Annotated in this window: 22 protein-coding genes; 13 read left to right on the forward strand and 9 right to left on the reverse strand. The window is 71.3% G+C overall.

Features of this window, described 5'->3' with window-relative positions; all coding sequences use genetic code 11:
- The first annotated feature begins 180 nt into the window (after positions 1 to 180).
- Positions 181 to 1,950 (forward strand): beta-ketoacyl-[acyl-carrier-protein] synthase family protein, encoded by a 1,770-nt coding sequence (locus ACIBJH_RS00125; protein ID WP_399114609.1) that lies wholly within the window; start codon positions 181 to 183, stop codon positions 1,948 to 1,950.
- 177 nt (positions 1,951 to 2,127) lie between these two features.
- Here the strand turns inward: ACIBJH_RS00125 and ACIBJH_RS00130 are convergent, their stop codons facing one another.
- Positions 2,128 to 3,135 carry a Ku protein gene (locus tag ACIBJH_RS00130; protein WP_399114610.1) on the reverse strand — a complete coding sequence of 336 codons (1,008 nt, stop codon included), beginning with the start codon at positions 3,133 to 3,135 and terminating at the stop codon, positions 2,128 to 2,130.
- Positions 3,136 to 3,226: 91 nt separating this feature from the next.
- Here ACIBJH_RS00130 and ligD point away from each other — a divergent pair, with 91 nt between their 5' ends.
- The gene (gene ligD / locus ACIBJH_RS00135) at positions 3,227 to 4,108 is read left to right on the forward strand and encodes a non-homologous end-joining DNA ligase (RefSeq protein ID WP_399114611.1); all 882 of its coding nucleotides are present in this window, start codon (positions 3,227 to 3,229) and stop codon (positions 4,106 to 4,108) included.
- 127 nt (positions 4,109 to 4,235) lie between these two features.
- On the opposite strand, the gene ACIBJH_RS00140 is transcribed toward ligD, so the two are convergent.
- Positions 4,236 to 5,039, reverse strand: coding sequence for a nuclease-related domain-containing protein (locus ACIBJH_RS00140; protein ID WP_399114612.1), 804 nt, complete (start codon positions 5,037 to 5,039; stop codon positions 4,236 to 4,238).
- Between the two features lie 96 nt (positions 5,040 to 5,135).
- Between ACIBJH_RS00140 and ACIBJH_RS00145 the strand changes: the two genes are divergently transcribed.
- The 7 genes from ACIBJH_RS00145 to ACIBJH_RS00175 all read left to right on the forward strand — a co-directional run bounded on the left by ACIBJH_RS00145 (position 5,136) and on the right by ACIBJH_RS00175 (position 11,708).
- Positions 5,136 to 5,642: a dual specificity protein phosphatase family protein gene (locus tag ACIBJH_RS00145; protein ID WP_399114613.1), complete on the forward strand. Its 507-nt coding sequence runs from the start codon at positions 5,136 to 5,138 to the stop codon at positions 5,640 to 5,642.
- Between the two features lie 88 nt (positions 5,643 to 5,730).
- Positions 5,731 to 6,453, forward strand: a complete 723-nt coding sequence (locus tag ACIBJH_RS00150) for a hypothetical protein (RefSeq protein ID WP_399114614.1) — start codon at positions 5,731 to 5,733, stop codon at positions 6,451 to 6,453.
- Positions 6,450 to 7,691 (forward strand): ATP-binding protein, encoded by a 1,242-nt coding sequence (locus ACIBJH_RS00155; RefSeq protein ID WP_399114615.1) that lies wholly within the window; start codon positions 6,450 to 6,452, stop codon positions 7,689 to 7,691. Before ACIBJH_RS00150 ends, ACIBJH_RS00155 begins: the two co-directional genes overlap by 4 nt.
- 166 nt (positions 7,692 to 7,857) lie before the next feature.
- Positions 7,858 to 8,331, forward strand: coding sequence for an SH3 domain-containing protein (locus ACIBJH_RS00160; RefSeq protein WP_399114616.1), 474 nt, complete (start codon positions 7,858 to 7,860; stop codon positions 8,329 to 8,331).
- A gap of 61 nt (positions 8,332 to 8,392) precedes the next feature.
- Positions 8,393 to 9,757, forward strand: coding sequence for an FtsW/RodA/SpoVE family cell cycle protein (locus ACIBJH_RS00165; RefSeq protein WP_399114617.1), 1,365 nt, complete (start codon positions 8,393 to 8,395; stop codon positions 9,755 to 9,757).
- Between the two features lie 8 nt (positions 9,758 to 9,765).
- Positions 9,766 to 11,226: a penicillin-binding transpeptidase domain-containing protein gene (locus ACIBJH_RS00170; protein WP_399115565.1), complete on the forward strand. Its 1,461-nt coding sequence runs from the start codon at positions 9,766 to 9,768 to the stop codon at positions 11,224 to 11,226.
- Positions 11,227 to 11,270: 44 nt separating this feature from the next.
- Positions 11,271 to 11,708 carry a DUF3291 domain-containing protein gene (locus ACIBJH_RS00175; protein ID WP_399114618.1) on the forward strand — a complete coding sequence of 146 codons (438 nt, stop codon included), beginning with the start codon at positions 11,271 to 11,273 and terminating at the stop codon, positions 11,706 to 11,708.
- Here ACIBJH_RS00175 and ACIBJH_RS00180 read toward each other — a convergent pair.
- Positions 11,705 to 12,583 (reverse strand): ADP-ribosylglycohydrolase family protein, encoded by an 879-nt coding sequence (locus ACIBJH_RS00180; protein WP_399114619.1) that lies wholly within the window; start codon positions 12,581 to 12,583, stop codon positions 11,705 to 11,707. The genes ACIBJH_RS00175 and ACIBJH_RS00180 overlap by 4 nt on opposite strands.
- Positions 12,580 to 13,407, reverse strand: a complete 828-nt coding sequence (locus ACIBJH_RS00185; protein WP_399115567.1) for a hypothetical protein — start codon at positions 13,405 to 13,407, stop codon at positions 12,580 to 12,582. The genes ACIBJH_RS00180 and ACIBJH_RS00185 overlap by 4 nt, the downstream gene beginning before the upstream one ends.
- Positions 13,408 to 13,544: 137 nt before the next feature.
- On the opposite strand from ACIBJH_RS00185, the gene ACIBJH_RS00190 reads away from it, so the two are divergent.
- From ACIBJH_RS00190 to ACIBJH_RS00205, 4 genes are all read left to right on the forward strand, one after another.
- Entirely contained in the window at positions 13,545 to 14,483 is a 939-nt protein-coding gene (locus ACIBJH_RS00190; protein WP_399114620.1) for a diiron oxygenase, read from the forward strand.
- 165 nt (positions 14,484 to 14,648) lie between these two features.
- The gene (locus tag ACIBJH_RS00195; RefSeq protein ID WP_399114621.1) at positions 14,649 to 15,302 is read left to right on the forward strand and encodes a TetR/AcrR family transcriptional regulator; all 654 of its coding nucleotides are present in this window, start codon (positions 14,649 to 14,651) and stop codon (positions 15,300 to 15,302) included.
- 4 nt (positions 15,303 to 15,306) lie between these two features.
- Positions 15,307 to 15,621, forward strand: a complete 315-nt coding sequence (locus ACIBJH_RS00200) for a hypothetical protein (protein ID WP_399114622.1) — start codon at positions 15,307 to 15,309, stop codon at positions 15,619 to 15,621.
- A 103-nt stretch (positions 15,622 to 15,724) separates the two neighbouring features.
- Positions 15,725 to 16,774: an NlpC/P60 family protein gene (locus tag ACIBJH_RS00205; protein ID WP_399114623.1), complete on the forward strand. Its 1,050-nt coding sequence runs from the start codon at positions 15,725 to 15,727 to the stop codon at positions 16,772 to 16,774.
- A 44-nt stretch (positions 16,775 to 16,818) separates the two neighbouring features.
- On the opposite strand, the gene ACIBJH_RS00210 is transcribed toward ACIBJH_RS00205, so the two are convergent.
- From ACIBJH_RS00210 to ACIBJH_RS00230, 5 genes are read right to left on the reverse strand one after another with little or no spacing between them, the layout of a single operon-like run.
- On the reverse strand, positions 16,819 to 18,069 hold the full coding sequence (locus ACIBJH_RS00210; RefSeq protein ID WP_399114624.1) for a styrene monooxygenase/indole monooxygenase family protein: 1,251 nt from the start codon (positions 18,067 to 18,069) through the stop codon (positions 16,819 to 16,821).
- 53 nt (positions 18,070 to 18,122) lie between these two features.
- A complete protein-coding gene (locus ACIBJH_RS00215; RefSeq protein ID WP_399114625.1) occupies positions 18,123 to 18,764 on the reverse strand; it encodes a GTP-binding protein in 642 nt (213 codons plus the stop codon).
- Positions 18,745 to 19,179: a DUF742 domain-containing protein gene (locus ACIBJH_RS00220; RefSeq protein WP_399114626.1), complete on the reverse strand. Its 435-nt coding sequence runs from the start codon at positions 19,177 to 19,179 to the stop codon at positions 18,745 to 18,747. The genes ACIBJH_RS00215 and ACIBJH_RS00220 overlap by 20 nt, the downstream gene beginning before the upstream one ends.
- Positions 19,176 to 19,679, reverse strand: a complete 504-nt coding sequence (locus ACIBJH_RS00225; protein ID WP_399114627.1) for a roadblock/LC7 domain-containing protein — start codon at positions 19,677 to 19,679, stop codon at positions 19,176 to 19,178. Before ACIBJH_RS00225 ends, ACIBJH_RS00220 begins: the two co-directional genes overlap by 4 nt.
- The gene (locus ACIBJH_RS00230) at positions 19,676 to 22,420 is read right to left on the reverse strand and encodes a nitrate- and nitrite sensing domain-containing protein (protein WP_399114628.1); all 2,745 of its coding nucleotides are present in this window, start codon (positions 22,418 to 22,420) and stop codon (positions 19,676 to 19,678) included. Before ACIBJH_RS00230 ends, ACIBJH_RS00225 begins: the two co-directional genes overlap by 4 nt.
- Positions 22,421 to 22,628 lie beyond the last annotated feature (208 nt).

The raw sequence follows: 22,628 nt of genomic DNA on the forward strand, positions 1-22,628 counted from the left end.
TCCACACACAAGCCCGGTGATCAAATCCGGCAACTCGGCCTGTTCCAGCCGACCTTGAGGGCTCCCAGGCCGCAAGAGGTTCACCATTCAACCGTGGCTTTTTCCGGTTTGGTCCAGTTCACTCGGGATCGTTTGCCGCGCACCAAAAGTCCGTTCTGAGCACAGGGAGTGTGTAGAGGTATGTCCAATTTGCCCTACTCGTCAGAGATTCCGTTCGCGCTGCACCCGGTGAGTGCCGCCGAGGTGATACCGGGCGATCTGATCGCCCTGACCCCCGCTGACGCCGAACGCGACTGCTGGTACGTCGTGATGCACACGCTGCCCGAGACCCCGGAGACCATCCGGCTCGCGCTGCGTCCGCCGCTCGGCGGCGCCGACCGGGACGAGGTGCTCGGCCGGAACCTGCGCGTCACCGTCGCCTGCCACCGGATGGACGTCGGAGCGATCCCCCGCCTCGACTCCGACGACCTCGGGGCGGTCGAGTTCCGCGACGGCGACCGGGTGACCACCCTCCGGGTCGTCGACCCGCGCGCCGACGAGGTGTCGTACGCACGGCGTTGGGGCGTGTGGCACCGGGACCTCGACGGGGCCGCGGACGAGATCGCGACCGATGACGAGGTCCGCGGCTGGGGCGGCGCGGAGTCCGTCGTACGGCATCACCCGCGGCCGGAGCGGAATGCGGACGTGGTCGTGCGGGAGCCGCGGCGGGTGGTGGTCACCGGGCTCGGGGCCGTCACACCGCTCGGGGTCGGAGTCGGCGAGCTGTGGCGGGGGCTGCTCGACGGTCGGCACGGGATCCGGGAACTGGACGGCGAGGAGTTCGCGGAGCTGCCCGTGCGGGTGGCCGGGACCGTGCCCGTCGATCCGGCGGAACTGCTGCCGCGGGCGGCGGCGCGGCGGATGAACCGGGCCGCGCAGTTCGCGGTGCTCGCCGCGCGGGAGGCGTGGGGTGACGCCGGGTTCGTGGCGGGCGGCACCCGGGAGAGCGGGCTCGATCCGGAGCGGGTCGGGGTCAGCCTCGGTGCGATCCTCGGCGACGCGTCCGTCCTCGTCGGCGGCGACCGCAAGCTGCGGGACAAGGGGCCGCGTGCCGTCTCCCCGCTCACCACCCCCATGACCGTGCCCTCACAGGCCGCGTCCCAGGTCTCCCTCGACCTGCACATCACCGGCGAGGCCCGCACGGTCACCGCCGCGTGCGCCTCCGGCACCGAGGCGATCGGGGCGGCCATCGACCGCATACGGTACGGCCGGGTCGACATCGCCCTCGCGGGCGGGGCCGAGGCGGTCGTCACGCCGGCGATCATGGCGTCGTTCGCCGCGATGCGGGCGTTGGCCGGACGGGGAGTCGAGGACGGTTCGTCGCCGTCCCGGCCGTTCGGGAAGGACCGGGACGGGTTCGTGAACGGGGAGGGCGCGGGGGTGCTCGTCCTGGAGGCCGAGGAGCACGCACGCGCGCGTGGGGCGCGGATCTACTGCGAGGCCGCCGGGTGGGGGCTGTCCGCCGACGCGCACCACATGGCGGCGCCGGATCCCTCCGGCGCCGGGGTCGCGCTCGCCGTGCGGCGGGCGGTGCGGGACGCGGGCGGGCATGTCGTGGACGTCGTCCACGTGAACGCGCACGCCACGGCGACGGTGGAGGGCGATCTCGCCGAGGCGGAGGCACTGCGGGCCGTGTTCGGGCGGCGGGCCGTACCCGTCACCGCGCTCAAGGGGCACCTCGGGCATCTGCAGGGGGCGGCCGGTGGGGTCGAGGCCGTGGCCACCGTGCTCACGCTGCACCACGGGGTGGTGCCGCCGACCGTGGGGAGCGGGGAGTCGGACGACGCGTTGGGGTTGGACGTGGTGATGGGGGCGCCTCGGGAACTGCCGGGGAGCGGGGATCTCGCGTTGAGCAACTCGTTCGGGTTCGGGGGGCACAACGCGGTGTTGGCGTTGCGGCGGGTGGGGTAGGGCTGCGCCCGGCTGGAGGGGGGCGAGTGCGGGTGCGGGTGCGTTGTGGCTGTAGGGCTGCGCCCGGCCGGCGTGCGTGTGCGCGTGCGGCTGCGTTGTGGCTGGTCGCGCCCACGCGGCGGAGCCGCATGTCGATACGGCCCCGCGTCCCTATGGGGCGCGGGGCGCAGTTGTCCCTTAGGCCGTTCGCTTGCGGGGAGTCGCCTTCTTCGCCGGGGTCTTCTTCGCGGGGGTCTTCTTCGTCCCCTGCGCTTGCGTTGTTTTCTTCGCGGATCCCGAGGTCGTCGTCTTCTTCGCCGCCGTCTTCTTCGCCGTGGAGGTCGACTTCTTGCCAGTGGTCTGTTTCGGGGTCGCTCGCGAGGAGATGGACGTGACCTCGGCCTTGGCTCCCGGTTCCGCGCCGCGCGACTCCTGTGCCTCTCGGACGCTCTTCTCCAGGGCCGCCATCAGGTCGAGGACCTTGCCGCTGGGGGCCGGGGCCGGGGAGCCGGCGGGGCGTTCGCCGGAGGCCTTGGCGGTGATCATCTCCTCGACGGCCTCGCGGTAGTCGTCGTGGAGGTCGGCGAGGTCGACCTCGCCCAGCGTGTCCATCAGGGCGTCCGCGAGGTCGAGTTCCTTGTCGCGGACGGTGACGCTCGTGTCCGGGGCGACGCCCTCGGGGGCGCGGATCTCGTCCGGCCACAGCAGGCCGTGCATCGCGATCACGTCGTCCACCACACGCAGCATGCCCAGGCGTTCCCGGCCCCGCAGCGCGTACTTCGCGATGGCCACCTTCCGGCTGCGCTTCAGCGCCTCGCGCAGCAGGGTGTACGGCTTGGCCGCGGGGACGCCGTTCGCGGAGAGGTAGTAGGCCGCGTCCATCTGGAGCGGATCGATCCGGTCGGCCGGTACGAAGGCCACGATCTCGATCGTCTTCGCCGTCGGGATCGGCAGCTGGGCCAGGTCCTCGTCCGTGATCGGGATCATCGTGCCGTCCGCGTCCTCGTACGCCTTGCCGATCTCGGCCTGGGCGACCTCGCGGTCCTCCAGTTCGCAGACCTTGCGGTAGCGGATGCGGCCGCCGTCCTCCGTGTGGATCTGGCGGAAGGAGACGGAGTGGCTCTCGGTCGCGTTCACCAGCTTGATCGGGATGCTGACCAGGCCGAAGGAGATGGCGCCGTTCCATATGGATCGCACCTGCCGCACCCGCCTTCCGATTCCGGATCACATCCGGTCCGCGTCCGGTCCACACTCGACCCACGTCCGGTTCGTCACGTTTCCGTGGGATTCTCATCGTATGACGCCGATCACAGAGGTGGAGGGGCGAAGGCTCGCGCTCAGCAACCTGGAGAAGGTGCTGTACCCGGCGGACGGCTTCACCAAGGGTGAGGTCCTGCACTACTACGCCACGACCGCCGGGGCCCTGCTGCCCCATCTGCGGGACCGGCCGCTGTCCTTCCTGCGGTACCCGGACGGGCCGGACGGTCAGGTGTTCTTCGCGAAGAACGTGCCGCCGGGTACGCCCGAGTGGGTCACCACGGCGGAGGTGCCGAGGTCGGAGGGGCCGGCCCGGATGGTGCTGGTGCAGGACCTTGCGTCCCTGATGTGGGCGGCGAACCTCGTCACCGAGTTCCACACCCCGCAGTGGGTGATCGGGGCACCCGGCCTCGCCGACCGGCTGGTCTTCGACCTCGATCCCGGGGCGCCCGCGACGGTCGTGCAGTGCTGTGAGGTCGCGGTGTGGCTGCGGGAGCGGCTGGCTTCCGACGGGATCGAGGCGTACGTCAAGACGTCCGGGGCGAAGGGGCTGCATCTGCTGGCGGGGGTGGAGCCGGTGCCGTCGGAACGGGCCGTCGAGTACGCGAAGGCGCTGGCCGTGGAGGCGGAGAAGGCGCTGCCCCGGCTTGTCGTGCATCGGATGACGCGGAGTCTGCGGGCGGGGAAGGTGTTCGTCGACTGGAGTCAGAACGCTGCGCGGAAGACGACGGCTACGCCGTACACGCTGCGGGCGCGGGCCGTGCCGAGTGTGTCGGCGCCGGTGACGTGGGGGGAGGTGGAGGGGTGTCGGTCGGTGCGGCAACTCTCCTTTCTCGCAGCGGATATGGGGGTACGGCTGCGGGAGTACGGGGATCTGTTGGCGCCGTTGGTGGGTGGGGGGTCGGTGGGGGCTGTGCCGTGATTTTCGCCCCCGCCGCCCCGTCCCGTCCCGTCCCGTCCCGTCCGTGGGGGCTGCCGCCCCCAGGCCCCCGCTTCGGCCCTGAAGGGGCCTCGTCCTCAAACGCCGGACGGGCTGGATGATGCAGGCGTCACACCTTCCCCCACGTATGCCGGTCCCTGGCCATCGCGTGCAGGGCCTCCACGTCCGCCGGCTTCAACACGCCGCCCGTCCTTGCCAGTCCGGGGAGTTCCGTGTCCTGGAGTACGCGGACCTCTCGGAGTGGGGTCGTCACCGAGATGTCCGTCGGGGCGACGAGGGCCAGGACCGGATGGACCTCGGCGGTGAGGGCGTAGGACGCGCGGCCTGCGTCGGAGCGGACGCGGCGGAGGAGGGGGAGCGGGTCGCGGCGGCCCAGGGTGATCATGGGGTCGGCGATGCGGACCCGTTGTTTACGGGCGTACAGCGCGTGTACGGCGAAGAGGCCGCCCGGGCCGATCACCAGGTGGTGGAGGCGGTCGCCGCCGGGGAGCGGGATCGAGTGGAGGGTGTGCCAGCCGGCGCCGTCGAGTGCGTCCAGGGCCTCGCCCACGGCCTGTTCTGCGGTGAGGGCGCGGCGGCGCTGGTCGGGGCGGATCCGGTGCTGCGGGCCCGGGTCCCGGTCGAGGGCCAGGTGGAGCGCCTCGCCGGGGCGGTTGGGTGCCAGGTCGTCGTCGGGGTGGAGGCTGAGCCGCGCGAGTTCCGCGGGTGTCGGCACCGGTGGCGGGCCGATCGTGACCGGGCCGGTGAGGAAGGGACCGAGGGCGTGCAGCACGTCCTCTCTGCTGTCCTCGCTGAGCAGGTTGATCCTGGCCGCCTCCCGGTCGTACCAGGCGACGTTCCTTCCGTCCGTGTGACAGACGTACAGCCGTTCCTGACCGTGGCGCCAGGTCGGTACGACGCGTAGTCCACTCATGCGCCATCACCCCTCGACCATGGGAACAGGCGGGGTGCTCAAGGGGCAAGAACCCGGTTACCTTTGGGTCAGTCGCTGGGGCTTGGGGAGGCGCCGTTGCGGACGCGCAGGAAGCAACCAGACGTACCCGCTCCGGACACTCCGTGGAGCGAGATCGTCACCGGTCTGTGGATGGGCGGGCACGAGTTCAGAGGGCGCTCGGGGCAACGGGAGTTCGCGGTGGTGCGCGACGAGTTCGATCTCGTGCAGACACTGCTGCGGCTGCCGGGACACGGGCCCGACTCCGGCGTCGAGCACCATGTGTGGCCGATTCCGGACGGGCCGCTGGACGGGACGCAGCTCGCGGGCGTGATGCGGCTGGCCCGGGCCGCGTGCGACGCGCTGGACGACGGGCGGAAGGTCCTCGTCCGCTGCTATCACGGCTACAACAGGTCGGGGCTGGTGGTCGCGCACGCGCTGGTCCGGCGCGGGTACTCCACCGAGGAGGCGATACGGCTGATCCGCACCCGCCGCTCGCCGTGGGCGCTGCACAACGAACTGTTCGTGGAGTATCTGCGGGCGGGACTGTCCACGGCCCGGCTGCTGGAGGAGCTGGCCGAGTAGCCGGCCCTCCGAGCTGCCGAGTAATCGTTTCCCCCGGCCCACCGAGGGGCGCGAACAAAAAGGACTTCCGTACGAATAGGGTGTCTGGGTGCTGTTCCGTCGCCCCGCCCGCACCACCGCCGTCGTCACCCTGCTGCTCACGACCGCGGTGGCCTGCGGCGACACCGGCGCACTGCGCGGCGCGGGCGCGACCCCTACGGCGACCAGCCCCGCCAGGCTCTGGCCGAACATGTCGCCCGCCGCCTCCCCCGCCTACGACTTCGACGAGGCCGACACCGAGATCGTGAAGGGCGTCACCATCCCCGGGGACGACATCCGCAAGGTGGACCCGATCGCCGTCGTACGGGCCGAGATCGCCGCCAACCCGAGCGACTACGGCGGCTCCAAGGCGCCGTACCGGGGAACCGCCGAGCAGATCGGCGACTGCGCGAAGGGCGGGGACCGGAGCCGGTGTCCCGTTCTCAAGCCGTACTACCGCGACCTGACCGGTGACGGACACGACGACCTGACGCTCGGCTTCCGGCTGCTGCCCACCAAGATGACGGCCGTGCGGGTCTACACCGTCGAGAACCACCGGCTCGTGCAGGTCATGGCCAACGACGACGCGGTGAGCGGGGTCGAGCTGGCCGGGCATTCGGTGATCATCCGCTCGCCTTCGGAGCTGGCGGGGTACGAGTACCGCGTGCAGTGGACCTGGGACGCCGACCAGAAGGCGATGCTGCTGACCCACGACGAGTTCCTGCGCACGGGCAGCCGTAAGCACGGGGTCCGTCGCGCGACACCCGCGCCCGTGCCCGCGGCGACCTCGTGACGGGGCTCGCGCTGCCCCGGTGGGCCGGGACCCTCGCCTTCAAGTCCGCCGCGTTCATCACGGTGATGTGCTGCGCGCTGGCCGCCCTGCTCGGCGTGCTCGTGCATGTGTCGGTGACCGACCGGACCGTCGGCCAGGCCCGCGAACTGGCGCTGTCGCGGCTGCGGACGGCGACATCACAGTACGAGGCCGGGGACTCGCTGCTGCACGGCGCCGGTGTCGACCCCGCGAGTCTGCCCGTGCCCCTGCGGCGACTGGCCTCGGACGGCGACCGGGGCACGATGGTCGGCAAGCGCCGGGGCCGGCCCACGATGTGGGCGGCGGGACCGGCCGACGGCGGGCGGGTGCTGGCCGTGGCGGTCGACTACTCGCAGGGCGCGGACACCATCGCCGGGCTCGACCGGGCGATCGTGTGGTCCTCGGCGCTGGCGATCGGGGCGACCCTGCTGGTCGGCGCGTTCGCGGTGACCCGGGTGACCCGGCGGCTGCACGGGACCGCGCAGGTGGCCCGGCGGATCAGCGCCGGCGACCTGGACGCGCGGGTCGACGATCCCCGTACGAAGGACGCGAGCCGGCCGCAGGACGAGGTGGCCGCGGTGGCCGCCGCGCTCGACACGATGGCCTCCTCGTTGCAGGGCAAGCTGCTGACCGAGCAGCGGTTCACGGCGGACGTGGCGCACGAGTTGCGCACCCCGCTGACCGGGCTGCACGCGGCGGCCGAACTGCTGCCGCCGGGGCGGCCGACCGAGCTGGTGCGGGACCGGGTGGCCGCGTTGCGCACGCTCACCGAGGACCTGCTGGAGATCTCCCGCCTCGACACCCGGCGGGAGAAACTGGAGCTGGGCACCGAGCAGTTGGGGGCGGTGGCCGGGCGGGTGGTCCTGGCGTCGGGGACGGACACGGAGGTCGTCGTCGTACGGGACGCGTGGGTGGAGACGGACCGGCGGCGGCTGGAGCGGGTGCTCGGGAATCTGGTCGCCAACGCGCATCGGCACGGGCGGGGGCCGGTGGTGGTGACCGTGGACGGGGCGGTGGTGACCGTCCGGGATCACGGGGACGGGTACCCGGGGTATCTCCTGGAGCATGGGCCGCAGCGGTTCCGTACGGAGGGGGGTGCGACCGGGCATGGGCTGGGGTTGACCATTGCGCTCGGGCAGGCGGAGGTGTTGGGGGCGCGGTTGGAGTTCAGCAATATGGAGGGGGACGGCGGGGCGCTGGCTACTCTGACGTTGCGATGAGAGTGGTTGTTTGTCGGGTGCGCGCCGGTGGGGGCTGGTCGCGCAGTTCCCCGCGCCCCTAAAAGACAGGGGCTTGCTCGTGTGGACCAACATGACACGCGAGGCCCGCCCCCCTCCCCCTAATGTGGCGATTAGTCAGGTTCGCCCCATTCATGGAGGTACCCCCATGTCCCTCAGCCTCTCTCTCCGTCGTATCGGTATAGCGGTCGCCGCCGGTGCTCTCGTCACCGGCGCCGCCATCACGCCCGCCGTGGCCGACGACGAATGGGGCGACCAGGACCAGAGCGTCAGCCGCCCCCAGGACGACGACGACTGGAACCAGCGCGGCGACGAGGACTCCGACGGCCGCGGTGACGACGACGGCCGTGGGGACTACAACCAGCACGGCGACCACGACAACCACCCGCGCCTGTACCGGGGTGTCGTGACGGCGAGCCAGCTGGCCCTGCGTTCCCGGCCGGACCGCGGCAGCAGGATCATCCGGTACGCCTACCGCGGTGAGCACGTGTCGATCTTCTGCAAGACCCGCGGCTCCAACGTCCAGGGCAACCACCTCTGGTACCTGCTCACGGACGGCACCTGGGCCTGGGGTTCGGCGCGCTACATCGACAACATCGGCGCGGCCCCCCGCTGGTGCTGACGGGCGAGACACACTCGCCACCCAAGGCACACAACCCGTCCCATTTGGGTAAGTTCCGGACATGACCAACGCCGGAACCACCGTCACAGCGGACCTTCCCGCACCCGCTGTGCGCCTCCCCCGGCGCCGTGGCATCGAACTCACCCTCATCGTCGTAGCCGTACTCCTCTCGGTGTACGGCTACTGCGCTGTCGGTATCGCCAAGAACGGCACGGTCCCGCCCGGCGCCGCCGGCTACGGCGCCGGGCTCGGCGTACTCGCCCTGCTGGCCCACCTCGCGGTGCGGCTGCGGGCCCCGTACGCCGACCCCCTGCTCCTGCCGATCGGGGTGCTCCTCAACGGTCTCGGCCTGGTCCTGATCTACCGGCTCGACCTGGAGACCCCGGGCGACCGGGCGGCCCCCACCCAACTCGTGTGGTCCACCCTGGGCGTGACGCTCTTCATCGTCGTGGTCCTCGCCCTCCGGGACCACCGCGTGCTCCAGCGCTACGCGTATGTGTGCGTGGCGGCCGCGCTCGTCCTCCTCACCCTCCCGGTCCTCTTCCCGGCCGTGAACGGGGCCCGGATCTGGATCCGGATCGCCGGATTCTCCATCCAGCCGGGCGAGTTCGCGAAGGTGCTGCTCGCGATCTTCTTCGCCGCGTATCTGGCGGCCAACCGCAACGCGCTCGCCTACGCCGGCCGCCGCGTCTGGCGCCTCCAGCTCCCCACCGGCCGCGTCCTCGGCCCGATCGTCGCGATCTGGCTGATCAGCGTCGGCGTCCTGGTCCTGGAACGCGACCTGGGCACCTCGCTCCTCTTCTTCGGCCTGTTCGTGACCCTTCTCTACGTCGCCACCGGCCGCACCGGCTGGATCGCGGTCGGCCTGCTGCTCGCGGCCCTCGGCGCGGTCGCGGTCGGCCGCCTCGAACCGCACGTCCACAGCCGCGTCCTGGACTGGCTGCACCCCTTCGCGTCGATCGACGCGGGCCAGGGACCCAACCAACTCGCCCAGTCCCTCTTCGCGTTCGCGGCCGGCGGCATGCTCGGCACGGGCCTGGGCCTCGGCCACTCGATCCTGATCGGCTTCGCCGCGAAGTCGGACTTCATCCTGGCGACGGCGGGCGAGGAGTTGGGCCTGGCCGGCCTCTCCGCGATCTTCATCCTCTACGGCCTGCTCGTGGAGCGCGGCTATCGGGCGGGCCTGGCGCTGCGCGACCCCTTCGGCCGGCTGCTCGCGGTCGGCCTCGCCTCGATCGTCGCGCTCCAGGTGTTCGTGATCGCGGGCGGGGTGACCGGCCTGATCCCGCTGACGGGCATGGCGATGCCGTTCCTCGCCCAGGGCGGCTCCTCGGTCGTCACCAACTGGGCGATCGTGGCCCTGCTGATCCGGATCAGCGACTCGGCCCGCCGCCAGTCCGGCTACGACATCGAGGTGGCAGCGTGACCGACGCCATGACCCGCCACATCCGCCTGGCGGCGGCCTTCTGCACCCTGCTCCTGCTCGCCCTGCTGGTGAACGCCACCCGCATCCAGGTCTTCCGCTCCCCCTCCTACGACGACAATCCCGCCAACCGCCGCCAGACGATCGCCCGTTACGACCAGCCGCGCGGCGCCATCCTCGTCGGCGGCAGGTCGATCACCGGCTCCCGGGACTCCGGCGAGCAGCTCCGCTACGAACGGACGTACAAGGACGGCCCGTTGTACGCGCCGGTCACCGGCTTCGCCTCGCAGGAGTACGGCACGACGTTCCTGGAGCACTCCGAGGACGGCATCCTCTCCGGCACCGACGAGATGCTCTCGCCGTTCCCCCTGTGGAACGACCTGACCCGCTCTCAGAACCCCGGCGGCAACGTCGTCACCACCCTCGACCCGGCCGCGCAGAAGGCCGCTTACGACGGGCTCGGCACCCGCACGGGCGCGGTGGCCGCGATCGAGCCGTCCACCGGCCGCATCCTCGCCCTGGTCTCCACCCCGTCCTACGACCCGGGCGCGCTCTCGGGCAACGGCCGTACCGCGAACCGCAGTTGGGCCCGCCTGAACGCCGACCCGGACAAGCCGATGCTCAACCGGGCGGCACGGCAGACCTATCCGCCGGGTTCGACGTTCAAGGTGGTCACCGCGGCGGCGGCGCTGGACGCCGGGGTGGTGACGGACCTGGACGCGGCGACGAAGTCCCCCGACCCGTACACACTGCCCGGCACCTCGACGACCCTCACGAACGAGGGCGACGGCTGCGCGGACGCGCCGCTGCGCTCCGCCTTCGAGTGGTCGTGCAACACGGTGTTCGCGAAGCTGGGCGTGGATGTCGGCGTACGGAACATGAGCGGCACGGCGGAGGCGTTCGGCTTCAACGACACCGGCGTGCGGATCCCGTTCTCCGTCTCCCCCAGCACCTTCGACACCTCGGTGGACAAAGCCCAGTTGGCGCTGTCGTCGATCGGCCAGTACAACACGCGGGCCACGCCGTTGCAGATGGCGATGGTCGCGGCGGCGGTCGCGAACGGGGGGCAGGTGCGGCAGCCGTATCTCGTGGAGCGCACGACGAGGCGGGGCGGCGAGACGGTGTCGACGGCCGGATCGTCCCGCCCGGTCCGCCAGGCCATGCACCCCGCAACTGCCGTACAGATGAAGGAACTCATGGAGGACGTGGTCACGGAAGGCACCGGCACGAACGCGGCGATCCCCGGTGCCACGGTCGGCGGCAAGACCGGCACCGCGCAGCACGGCATCGGCAACTCCGGTACGCCGTATGCCTGGTTCGTGTCCTGGGCGCAGGGCGAGCGGGACATGGAGCCGAAGGTGGCGGTCGCGGTGGTGGTGGAGGACGCGTCGGCCGACCGCTCGGACATCAGCGGGGGCGGGGACGCGGCGCCGATCGCGAAGGCGGTGATGGAGGCGGTGCTCGGTTTGTGAGACAGGGGTGCCGGCGGGCGATGCTCCCGACCTACCGTTCGGTCATGACTGAGCCGTTGACAGTACCCGCGTACGAACTCGCCCAGGTCAACATCGGCCGACTCCAATTCCCACTGGACTCCCCGGAGTTGAAGGACTTCGTGGACGCCCTCGACCCCGTGAACGCCGTCGCCGACGCGGCCGAGGGCTTCGTGTGGCGCCACACGAACACCCTGACCGCGTTCATGTACCAAGGGCAGCACCGGGAGTTGCTGGCCCGCCGCCGCGAGTGGTTCGAGCGGATGCGGGAGGCGATGGCGGCGCCGTGGTGGGTCCCGGCGGGCCACCGCCCCACGGTCGCGGAGGCGGAGGAACGCGTCCTGCACCTCCGCGCCCACGGCCCGACCCCGTACGCGTTCACCCTGCGAACGTCGTTCCCGCCCCAGGGCGCGGAGCCGGCCGCGCCGGTCGACATCCCTGAGGGGCTTGGCTGTTCGGTCTAGGTCCGGGGTCCGGGCAGGGGCTCACGGCGCCGCAGCCAGTCCTGCGGCACGCCGTCGAGTCCCGTCCGGGCCGCCACCACGCCGCCGGTGATGGCGCAGGTGGTGTCGACGTCACCGAAGCCCTCGGCGGTGGTCCACAGGGCGGAGGTCAGGTCGTCGGGGTGCCGGGCGGCCGACCAGACGGCGAAGGGGACGGTGTCGTCGGCGCGGACGCGCTGACCGTTGCCGAGGAGGTCGGCGGCCCGCCACGGCTCGGTGGCGAACGGCACCTCGACGGCCCGCGACAGCCCTTCCCTCACGGCGCTTTCGGGCGTCCGCGCCGCCACGGCCTCCAGGGTCAGCTCCCGCCGCACGGAGAGCGCGGCGGCGACGGCCACGGCGACCGCGCCCGCGATGCCCTCCGGGTGGGCGTGGGTGACCTCGGCGGACAGGGTCGCCTGGATCACGACCCGGTCGAGGTCCTCGTGGAACCACGCGCCCAGCGGGGCGGCGCGCATCGCGGCACCGTTGCCGAGGCTGCCCTGGCCGTCGAACAGCTCGCGCGCCAACTCCCGCCAGCGGTGCGGTTCCTGGAGCACCACGGGCAGCAACTGGTGCATGCCGTGGCCGTATCCCCGGGCCGGATCGGCGTCGTAGCCGAGCGCGAAAGCCCGGGCGAGGGGCTCCTGTCGGATCTCCCCGTGCTCGTCGAGCACCCGGAGGATGCCGAGGGCCATCGCCGTGTCGTCCGTCCAGTGCCACTCCGGTTCCTCCGGGGTGCGCCGGGCGCGGACCTCGTCGTAGGCCCGGCGGGGTTCGCGGAAGAGCGGGAACCAGCGCTCGCCGAACGCGTCGCCGAGGGCGAGGCCCTCCAGACTGCGGCGGGCCGGGGTCACTTGGCCTTCCTGGTCTCCGAGCGGACCTGGAGGGTCATCTTCGCGGAGAGCGCCAGGTCGACGTCCGAGGGGTCCTGGGTGAGGGTCGCCGCGGTGGTCCAGGCGACGTCGGCGGCGGTGTTGCCGTCGGCCCAGGCACAGGCCGGATAGGTGACGGTGACGCTGAGCTTCTTCTGGCTGATCACCTCGCAGGAGATCGTGACCCCGCCCTCGACGAAGTCCTTGGGCGGTACGGCGACGGTCACCCCGTCCACCTCACCGGTGCCCTTCAACATGCCCTCGCGGGCCTCGTCCGTGTTCTTGAAGCGGCCGTACATCCCCGACAGCACCAACGTGCCCTTGGTGGCGTCGCCGTTCAGGGTGTACGTCCCGACGACCCCCACGGTGTCCTTGGCGTCCCAGGCGCCGTCCGCCTCCTGCTCGATCTTCTGCCCCTCGGTGTCCGAGAGGTCGTCGGCGAGTTCGAAGCGGCCGTCGGCCAGCGTCTTGGGCAGGGTCAGCACGAAGTCGGCCGCGGGAAACCGGGTGGCGGTCTGGCTTCCGACCGTCAGCACGACGGCCATGAAGACCACTCCCGCCGCACCGAGCCCGCCACCGACGACGCCCAGCACGAACCCGAGCCCGCGCTTCTTCGGGGGCGGCGGGAACCCGGGCGGAGGAGCACCCCAGCCGTAGGGCTGTTGACCGTACGGGGGCTGGCCGTAGGGCTGCTGCTGCGGCCCGAACTGCTGGGCGGGATAAGGCTGTTGAGGGTACTGCTGCGGATATGGCGGCTGGGGTTGCGGCTGTTGGGGATACGGCGGCTGCTGCGGCGGCGGAGGCATGGACACGACAGCACCGTACATGCGGAATACGCAGAACTTGCGAACGGAGGGATTGACGAGCTTGCTGACAAGCAGTCTCATAAGACTTCGGAGGACGTGACCCCGGGTAACACGCCGACGTGCGAGGTGGGAGAACCATGACGACCCTGACCGAAGCCGACGCGGTCGACGGGCTGCGCGACGCGCTCGGCCTGCTCAAGGACCGCGAGCAGGTGGCCGAGCGGCTGCTCGCCTCCTCCGCCAGGCACTCCTTCGACCCCGACAAGGAACTCGACTGGGACGCGCCCTACGAGGACGGCAAGTGGTTCTGGCCGCCGGAACTGGTCTCGCTGTACGACACCCCGCTGTGGCGGCGGATGGGCGAGGAACAGCGGATCCTGCTCTCCCAGCACGAGGCCGCGGCCCTCGCCTCGCTCGGCATCTGGTTCGAGCTGATCCTGATGCAGCTGCTCGTCCGGCACATCTACGACAAGGCGGCGACGAGTGCGCATGTGCGCTACGCGCTCACCGAGATCGAGGACGAGTGCCGGCACTCGAAGATGTTCGCGCGGCTGATCTCCCGCGGGGACGCGCCCTGGTATCCGGTGAGCCGGGCCCACCAGAACCTGGGACGGCTGTTCAAGACGGTCTCCACGACGCCCGGTTCCTTCACCGCGACGCTGCTCGGGGAGGAAGTCCTCGACTGGATGCAGAGGTTGACGTTCCCGGACGAGCGGGTGCAGCCGTTGGTGCGGGGCGTGACACGCATCCATGTCGTCGAGGAGGCACGTCATGTCCGTTACGCCCGGGAGGAGTTGAGGCGCCAGATGGTCACCGCGCCGCGGTGGTCGCAGGAGTTCACTCGGGTCACGTCCGGTGAGTTCGCGCGGGTCTTCTCGGTCGCCTTCGTGAATCCCGAGGTGTACACGAATGTGGGACTGGATCGGCGGGAGGCGGTGGCGCAGGTGCGGGCGAGTGGGCATCGGCGGGAGGTCATGCAGAGCGGGTCGAAGAAGCTGACGGACTTCTTGGACGACATCGGGGTGCTGAGGGGGGTGGGGCGACGGTTGTGGAGGGCTTCGGGGTTGCTGGCTTGAGTTCACAGTGCGGGCCGGTGGGGGCTGGTCGCGCAGTTCCCCGCGCCCCTAAAAGCGCCTGGACCGGTCCGTCTTTGGGGGCGCGGGGCTGTATCGATTTGCGGCTCCGCCGCGTGGGCGCGACCAGCCACGGCGCACCCGCACCCGCCCGACTACCCTGCACCCATGCCCCCTGCCGCGCCCGCCTACCGCCGTCTCAACGTCGAGGAGCGACGAAGCCAGCTCCTCGACGCCGCCCTCACCCTCTTCGCGCACCGCGCGCCCGAGGAGGTCTCCCTCGACGACGTGGCGGAAGCGGCCGGGGTCTCCCGCCCCCTGGTGTACAGGTACTTCCCGGGCGGCAAGCAGCAGCTCTACGAAGCCGCCCTGCGTTCCGCCGCCGAGGAACTCCAGCAGTGCTTCGACGAACCGCGCGAGGGCCCCCTCCTCCCCCGTCTCGCCCGCGCCCTCGACCGCTACCTCGGCTTCGTCGACCAGCACGACGCCGGGTTCAGCGCGCTGCTCCAGGGCGGGAGCGTCGTGGAGACATCCCGTACGACGGCCATCGTGGACGGGGTCCGGCGGGCCGCCGCCGTGCACATCCTCAGCCATCTCGGCGTCGCCGAACCGGGCCCACGGCTGCGGATGACCGTACGGATGTGGATCACGGCCGTGGAGGCGGCCTCCCTCATCTGGCTCGACGAGGACAAGCAGCCGCCCGTCGACGAGCTGCGGGACTGGCTGGTCGAGCAGTTCGCGGCGGTGCTGTCGGTGACGGCCCGGCGGGACCCGCAGACCGCCGAGCTTGTCCGGGCCCTCGCGGCGGATGGCCGACACTGATCCCGTGAAGAGCGAAGAGACCCCGTTCGAGGGCGGCCCCATGGACGGGCGGTCCCTGCCGGTGCTGGTCGGGCCCACCGGGAACCCGCCGAAGACCTACCGCATCCCGGTCCCCGACGACGCCGGCGGCCCGCCCACGATCCTCGTCTACCGCCGGGTGCCCCGCGCCCACAGCAAGCGGCTCGGGCTGCCCAAGGGCTGGAAGTACGAGTTCGACCCGGAGGGGAAGCGCGGCGGCGGCCTGCGCTGGCCCTGGTCCAAACCGGACCCCGCACCAGACGCCACGCCGGGCGGCAAGCCGGAGGACACCCACGGGTGACGATGTTGCGCCGAACCGCGCACACCCGGCGCGCGGACCCGGCGCCCCCGTCTGATGCTCACGATGCGGGGCGGAAGTGCCGCCGCGCACCGGAGGTGATGACGTGTCAGGAAGGCTTCTGCGTCTGGTCTGTACGGCTGCGGTGGCGGCCGGCACCGTCCTCGCACCGCTGCCCGCCGCGGCCGTACCCGATCCACAGGCGCCCGGACAGCGGCCCGTGGCCGAGCTGCTGACGGACCTTCAGACGCTGTACCGGGACGCCGAACAGGCCACGGAGACGTACAACGCCACCGAGGAACAGCTGACCAAGCAGCGCGCGGAGGTCGACCGCCTCGACTCCGAACTCGCCCGCGCCCGCCTCACCCTGCACGACAGCCGCGGCGCCGCCGGCCGGCTGGCCCGCGAGCAGTACCAGAACAGCACGGCCATCTCCCCGTACGTACGACTGCTCCTCGCCCGTGATCCGCAGCACGCGCTCGACGAGGGCCATGTCATCGGGCAGTTGGCGCGCGAGCGGGCCGAGACGGTGGGCCGACTGGTCGGCAGCGAGAGGAAGAGCGACGGCCTGGCCCGCGCGGCCCGCAAGGCCCTCGACACCCAACTCACCCTGGCCGCACGGCAGAAGAAGGACCGCGACGACGTACGGAATCGTCTGGCGGACGTCGAGAAGCTCCTCGCCGCCCTCACCCCGGACCAACTCACCGCCCTCGCCGCCTTCGAGAAGACCGACGTCGACAAGGCCCAGCAGAAGTTGGTCACTTCAGGTGCGTTGGGCACCGACGACCGCGGGCCCTCACGTGCGGGAGACCGGGCGTTGCGCTACGCCGTACAGCAGATCGGCAAACCGTACGAGTGGGGCGCGGAGGGCCCGAAGGCGTACGACTGCTCGGGCCTCACGTCGGAGGCGTGGGGCAACGCGGGCACCCCGATCCCGAGGACGAGTGAAGAGCAGTGGGCGCAACTCCCCAGAGTCCCACTGAAGGAGCTGCGCCCCGGCGACCTGGTGATCTACTTCCCCGAAGCCACGCATGTGGCGATGTACCTGGGCGCGGGCCAGGTGGTCCAGGCCCCCCGCACGGGCGAGAAGGTCCAGGTGTCACCTGTGGCGTCCTACCCCATCCTCGGAGCAGTACGCCCAGATCAGCGCCCCTGAAGGGGCGCGGGGAACTGCGCGCCCAGCCACAACGGACCCGCAGCCTAGGAAGCTACAGAAGCGAGGTACGCCCCCGTCTTCTCCGGCTCATAGAAGAAGTTCTCGAAATCAGCCGGATCATTGAACCCGTTGGCGAACCGATCCGCCACCGGCTGCAACTGCCCAGCCGCACCAATCAGGTTGAGAATATGCTCGGGCGGCGGACCGAGCATCGCGTTGGTCCACTTGGTGACATGCTGCGCCGTGTCCCAGTACCGCTCGAACGTCGCGCGCATCCAGTCCCCGTCGAATTCCTTCTCCCCGTGTTCGAGGATCGACGCGAGATACGAAGCGGCGCACTTGGCCGCGGAGTTGGAACCCTGCCCGGTGATGGGGTCGTTGGCGACGACGACGTCGGCGACACCCAGCACCAGCCCGCCGCCGGGGAGTTGGCCGACCGGGTTGCGGACCGTGGGCGCGTACCGCCCCGCCAACGTCCCACCCGCGTCCGTCAGTTCGACGTCACGCGCCCGCTCGTACTCCCACGGCGTGAACTTCTCCATGAGTTCCAGGGTCAGGGAGAGGTGTTCCGCCGGGTCCTTGACACCGTTGAAGACGTCCAACGGCCCACCCGGTATGCCCTCCCAGAAGAGTATGTCCGCGCGGCCGGACGTCGTGAGCGTCGGCATGACGAACAACTCGCCCACGCCCGGGACCAGGTTGCAGCGGACCGCGTCGTAGTCCGGGTGCTCGGGACGCGGGCCCAGACCGTGGACGTAGGAGACCGCGAGCGCGCGCTGCGGCTCGGTGTACGGGGAGCGCTCCGGGTCGCGGCCGAACATCGACACCAGCTCGCCCTTGCCCGCCGAGACGAGGACGAGGTCGTACGTGCGGGAGAAGTAGTCGAGGTCGCCGACCGCCACGCCGTGGATGACCAGTTGGCCGCCGCGCTGGGCGAACGTCTCCATCCAGCCGGCCATCTTGACCCGCTGGTCGACCGACTGCGCGTACCCGTCGAGCTTGCCCACCCAGTCGATCACGCGCTGCGTCGGCCCCGGGTCGTGCGAGCCGGGCGCGGCGACCGAGACGCCGAGTCCTTCGATCTTCGGGGCCTGGGACTCCCAGAAGTTCAGCTGGAGATCGCGCTCGTGCTGCAGTGCCGTGGTGAACATGCACTGCGTCGACATGACCCGTCCGGTGCGGATCTCGTCCGCGGTCCGGTTGGACATCAGGGTGACCTCGTACCCGTGCGACTGGAGTCCGAGGGCGAGTTGGAGCCCGGACTGGCCGGCTCCGACGACGAGTATCTTCCGCATGCGGGTGGTGGCTCCTTGATCGGGTCGCGGCTGCTTGAGGACTGCTCGGGCGGCTACTCGGGAGTGACGTCCAGCGCGTGGCCGACGAGCGCGAGCAGGGTCTCGATGGCCGAAATCCGCCGCCGTGCGTCCATGATCATTACAGGTATGTGCGCGGGAATCGTCAATGCCTCCCGCACATCCTCCGGGTCGAACCGCTCGCTGCCGGCGAAGTGGTTGACCGCGACGACGTACGGCAGTCCGCAGCTCTCGAAGTAGTCCAGCGCGGGGAAGCAGTCCTTGAGGCGGCGGGTGTCGGCGAGCACGACGGCGCCGATCGCGCCGCGCACCAGGTCGTCCCACATGAACCAGAACCGCTGCTGGCCCGGCGTACCGAACAGGTAGAGCACCAGGTCGTCGTCGAGGGTGAGGCGGCCGTAGTCCATGGCGACCGTGGTGGTCGTCTTCTCCGGGGTACCCGTGAGGTCGTCGGTGTCCTCGCTGGCCTCGGTCATCAGCGCCTCCGTCTGGAGGGGCTGGATCTCGGAGACGGCGCCGACCATGGTGGTCTTGCCTGCGCCGAAACCACCGGCCACCACGATCTTCGTGGCGACCGGCGCGCGGGTGCGGTCCAACTGCCAGGCCCGCGGCTGCTCCTCGTCGTCGAGGAGCGGGGGGACGCCGTAGGCGGCGGCGTCAGAGACGACGGAGTCCACTCAGCACCCTTTCCAGCAGAGCGCGGTCAGGACGGCCCGGGCCGTGACCGGTCCCGGTTCCGTACACACGGATCTTTCCCTGGTCCGCGAGATCGCTCAGGAGCACGCGGACCACGCCGAGCGGCATCTTCAGCAGCGCGGCGATCTCGGCCACCGTGCGCATACGGCGGCAGAGTTCGACGATGGCTCGCATCTCCGGCATGACCCGGGTGTTGAGCGAACCGTTCGTCAACTCCTTGCGTTCCTCAGGGGCTTCGAGCGCCGCCACGAGGGTCTCCACCAGGAGGACATGCCCGAAGCGGGTACGGCCCCCGGTGAGCGAGTAGGGGCGCACCCGGGCGGGTTTGCGGTCGCCGCCGCGCACGGGGAGCCTGTTCGGCGTACTGCCGCTGCCACCGCTGCCGCCGCCGGTCATCGGGCACTCTCCGCGGACGCGTCTTCGAGGGATTTCCGCAGCTCGCTGCGGAGTTCGGGGGTCAGCACATGGCCGGCGCGGCCGACGAAGAGCGCCATGTGGTACGACACGACGCTCATGTCGCAGTCCGCGGAGCCGTGCACACCGAGCAGCGAACCGTCGCTGATCGACATCACGAACAGGCTGCCCTCCTCCATCGCGACCATGGTGTGCTTCACCGGGCCGGAGTCCATCAGCTTGGCGGCGCCGATGGTGAGGCTGCCGATGCCGGAGACGATGGTGGCGAGGTCGGCCGCGGAGCCTCGCGGTCCTGTGCGCTTGGTGTCGAGGGCTTCTCTGGCCTGTTCGTTCCGGTCCGGGTCGGAGGAGAGGAGCAGCAGGCCGTCGGAGGAGACCACCGCGACCGACTGGATGCCGGACACTTCCTCGACGAGGTTGCTCAGCAGCCAGTGCAGGTTGCGGGCTTCACTGCTCAGTCCGAAGGTACTGGGCGCGGTCAACTGCTTGCCTCCTCGACGGTGCCCCCCGTGGCTTCTTCGGATGGTGCGGTCGTGCCGCGGGGTGCCGGGACCGGGTTCTGGCCGGTCCGTTCGGCGATCTCCGCTTCTACGTCCCGGTAGCCGGCGGCGGCTCCCGCGCGGAAGCCGCCGAGTCTGCGGCGCAGGGCTTCGGCGTCCACGGTGCCGGTCCGCTTGCGCGGGGCTTGTTCGGGGCGGGTGATCTTGGGGGTGCGTTTGGGGAGGCCCTTGTCGGTGACGGGGTCCTCGTCGGGGCGGGTGTGCTCGGCCTCGGCTTCGCCGTCGGCCTTGCCGTCGCTCCCACCCGCACCGCCCGTGCGGCTTTCGTTGTCGGGTGCGGGTGGCCCCTGTGGGGCGCCCTCGCCGTCGGCGGCCGACAGGTCCTCCGTCGCCGGCGGCAGCAGGAGTTCCATCGTCGTCTCGGCCGGGGATTCCCGTACCGCCTTCTCCGCCGGGGTCTCCCGTTCGGCCTTCTCCGCCGCTCGCTCCGCCAGCGCGACCAGCGGGTCCTCGTCCGGCTTCGAACGGCCGTGCAGGACGTTGGAGTTGACCTCGGCCGCGGCGCCCGGGAGGGAGTAGGAGTGCGTGGTGCCGGTCGTCGGTGCGGACGTCGGTACGGCCGTCATCGGGGCCGCCGCGAGGAGGGGGCTGGGGAGGACCACGACCGCCGCGATGCCGCCCTGCTTCTGGTCGCGGAGCTGGACGCGGACGCCGTGGCGGTGGGCCAGGCGGGCCACGACGTACAGGCCGAGGCCGAGGCCCTCCTCGCCCTCCTGGTCGTAGGGGGAGTCCGGGTCGAACTCGGTGAGGCGGGTGTTGAGGCGGGTCATGCGGTCGTCGGTCATGCCGATGCCCTCGTCCTGGACGGAGAGCATGACCTCGCCGTTCTCCAGGAGCCAGCCGGAGATCTCGACGGGGGCGTCCGGCGGGGAGAACGAGCTGGCGTTCTCCATGAGTTCGGCGAGGAGGTGGGAGAGGTCGTCCGCCGCGAAGCCCGCCACGTGGGCGTGCGGCGGGAGCGCGGAGATGCGTACGCGTTCGTAGCGTTCGATCTCGCTGACCGCCGCGCGTACGACGTCGACGAGCGGGACCGGGCCCGCGTGCTGCTGGACGTGTTCGGTGCCGGCGAGGACGAGGAGGTTCTCGCTGTGCCGGCGCATGACCGTGGCGAAGTGGTCGAGCTTGAAGAGGGTGGAGAGGCGGTCGGGGTCCTGCTCGCGCTCCTCCAGGCCCTCGATGACGGCGAGTTGGCGCTCGACGAGGCCGAGGGTGCGCAGTGCGAGGTTGACGAAGGTGCCGCCGATGCTGGTGCGCAGGCGTTCCAACTGCTCGCTGGAGTCGGTGACTTCGGCGCGGAGTTCCTCGCGGGCGTCGGCCATCCGCTGGCGCTGGCCGACGAGGTGCTTGCGGTCGGCCTCCAGGGTGGCGATGCGCTCGTGGAGGGCGACGGCGTGTGCGTGCAGGGAGTTGACCGAGCGGACGACCTGGGCGAACTCGTCGTTGCGGCCGGTGAACTTGATGGCTTCCTCGGCCGCCGGGTCCTCGGCGCCGGCCAGCCGGGCCGAGCCGCGGCGCAGCACCGACAGCGGGCGGGTGAGGGTGCGGGCCATGGCGGTGGCGATGCCGACGGCGAGCAGCATGAGGGCGCCGAGGATCGCGACACGGAGTTCCAGCGCCTTGACGTCGTCGTCGCGCAGCTGGGCGAGGTCCTTGGAGCGGTGCTCGTAGAGGGCGGACTCCTCGCCGCGCATCAGGTCGACGCGGGCGGAGAGCGCCGCGTCGAGCTTCTTGGTGCTGGTGTCCAACTCGCTGTCGGACAGCGTGGGTTGGTCGGTGAGGGAGGCGAGGTACTTCTCGGCGGTGTTGACCTCGGGTCCGGTGACCGTGGAGTCGTAGCCCGCGACGGCCGCCTTCGTCGCGGTCTCGCGGAAGTCGGCGAGGGCGGCGTCGGAGCGCAGCCGGGCCTGCTGGGCGGCGGCGCTGAGGGCGTCGCGCTGCTTGGTCTGGGCGCTCGTCGAGGTGGTCTCGGTGACGGGGAGGCCGGTGATGGTGCTGATGACCGTCTTGGTGCTGGTCGGCACGTTCAGTGCGGCCAGCAGCAGTCCGCGGGCGGCGGCGGCCTGCTGGACCGCGCCGTCGAGTTCGGCGAGCGCGTAGGCGCCGGAGCCGGCCCGGGGCGGCATCTGCTCGGCCAACTGCTCGGCGAGCCGGTGCAGTTCGGTGATGGCGCCGGAGTACGCGATGTGCGCTTCCAGGGCGCTGTTCTGGCCGGTGAGCGCGGCCCGTCGTACGGCGGCGACGTCGTCGAGGTCCGAGCGGAGCGCGCCGGAGATGTCGGTGTCGGCGCGCAGCTCCTCGACCTGGCGGTCGACGCGGGCGCTGCGGTCCTCGTCGGGGGCCTGGGACTTGGGGCGCCCGGCGGCGATGTACGAGGTGACCTCGTCGCGCTCGTCGGCGAGCGAGTGGGCCAGCGACAGGGCGTCCTGGGTCTGCTGGGCGAGCGTCACCAGGTCCTGGGAGTCGTGGAGTTGGCCGGAGGCGGTGATGAGGGAGGGGACACCCGCGGCGGCGATGGCGGCGGCCACGACGGCCACGGCGACGATGAGCCGGTTGCGGACGTGGGTGCTGCGCCCCTTGCCCGCGGGGTCGGGCGTGGCGGCACCGGTGGCGCCCCCCTGGGGGGCCGTCTGCTTGGCTGTGCGCCGAGGCCGCTTTTTCTGCACCGGTGCTCGCATTCCTGACTCGTGATACCCATGGGGCCGGGTGACGCTCCGTCATCCCGGTACGGCGACCCTCCCAGTGCCGGTGGGCAGCGGTCGCGCATCGTCCGGGCCGCCACCCGAAGGAGTGAACCCCGTTGGGGAGTTGGCGGGCAAGTTCCGGCGGCCCGTCCTGCGGCCTTGTGGGCCGCGCCGGTTGGACGTGAGCGGC

Origin of the sequence: Streptomyces sp. NPDC050548, assembly GCF_044457385.1 — a bacterium.
GTDB lineage: Bacteria > Actinomycetota > Actinomycetes > Streptomycetales > Streptomycetaceae > Streptomyces.

What these genes read in the sequence shown, in the direction of transcription:
- ACIBJH_RS00125 (WP_399114609.1), top strand. Translation starts at nt 181, where the DNA reads ATGTCCAATTTGCCCTACTCGTCAGAGATTCCGTTCGCGCTGCACCCG.
- ligD (WP_399114611.1), top strand. Translation starts at nt 3,227, where the DNA reads ATGACGCCGATCACAGAGGTGGAGGGGCGAAGGCTCGCGCTCAGCAAC.
- ACIBJH_RS00140 (WP_399114612.1), bottom strand. Translation starts at nt 5,039, where the DNA reads ATGAGTGGACTACGCGTCGTACCGACCTGGCGCCACGGTCAGGAACGG.
- ACIBJH_RS00160 (WP_399114616.1), top strand. Translation starts at nt 7,858, where the DNA reads ATGTCCCTCAGCCTCTCTCTCCGTCGTATCGGTATAGCGGTCGCCGCC.
- ACIBJH_RS00165 (WP_399114617.1), top strand. Translation starts at nt 8,393, where the DNA reads ATGACCAACGCCGGAACCACCGTCACAGCGGACCTTCCCGCACCCGCT.
- ACIBJH_RS00170 (WP_399115565.1), top strand. Translation starts at nt 9,766, where the DNA reads ATGACCCGCCACATCCGCCTGGCGGCGGCCTTCTGCACCCTGCTCCTG.
- ACIBJH_RS00175 (WP_399114618.1), top strand. Translation starts at nt 11,271, where the DNA reads ATGACTGAGCCGTTGACAGTACCCGCGTACGAACTCGCCCAGGTCAAC.
- ACIBJH_RS00185 (WP_399115567.1), bottom strand. Translation starts at nt 13,407, where the DNA reads ATGCCTCCGCCGCCGCAGCAGCCGCCGTATCCCCAACAGCCGCAACCC.
- ACIBJH_RS00190 (WP_399114620.1), top strand. Translation starts at nt 13,545, where the DNA reads ATGACGACCCTGACCGAAGCCGACGCGGTCGACGGGCTGCGCGACGCG.
- ACIBJH_RS00195 (WP_399114621.1), top strand. Translation starts at nt 14,649, where the DNA reads ATGCCCCCTGCCGCGCCCGCCTACCGCCGTCTCAACGTCGAGGAGCGA.
- ACIBJH_RS00210 (WP_399114624.1), bottom strand. Translation starts at nt 18,069, where the DNA reads ATGCGGAAGATACTCGTCGTCGGAGCCGGCCAGTCCGGGCTCCAACTC.
- ACIBJH_RS00220 (WP_399114626.1), bottom strand. Translation starts at nt 19,179, where the DNA reads ATGACCGGCGGCGGCAGCGGTGGCAGCGGCAGTACGCCGAACAGGCTC.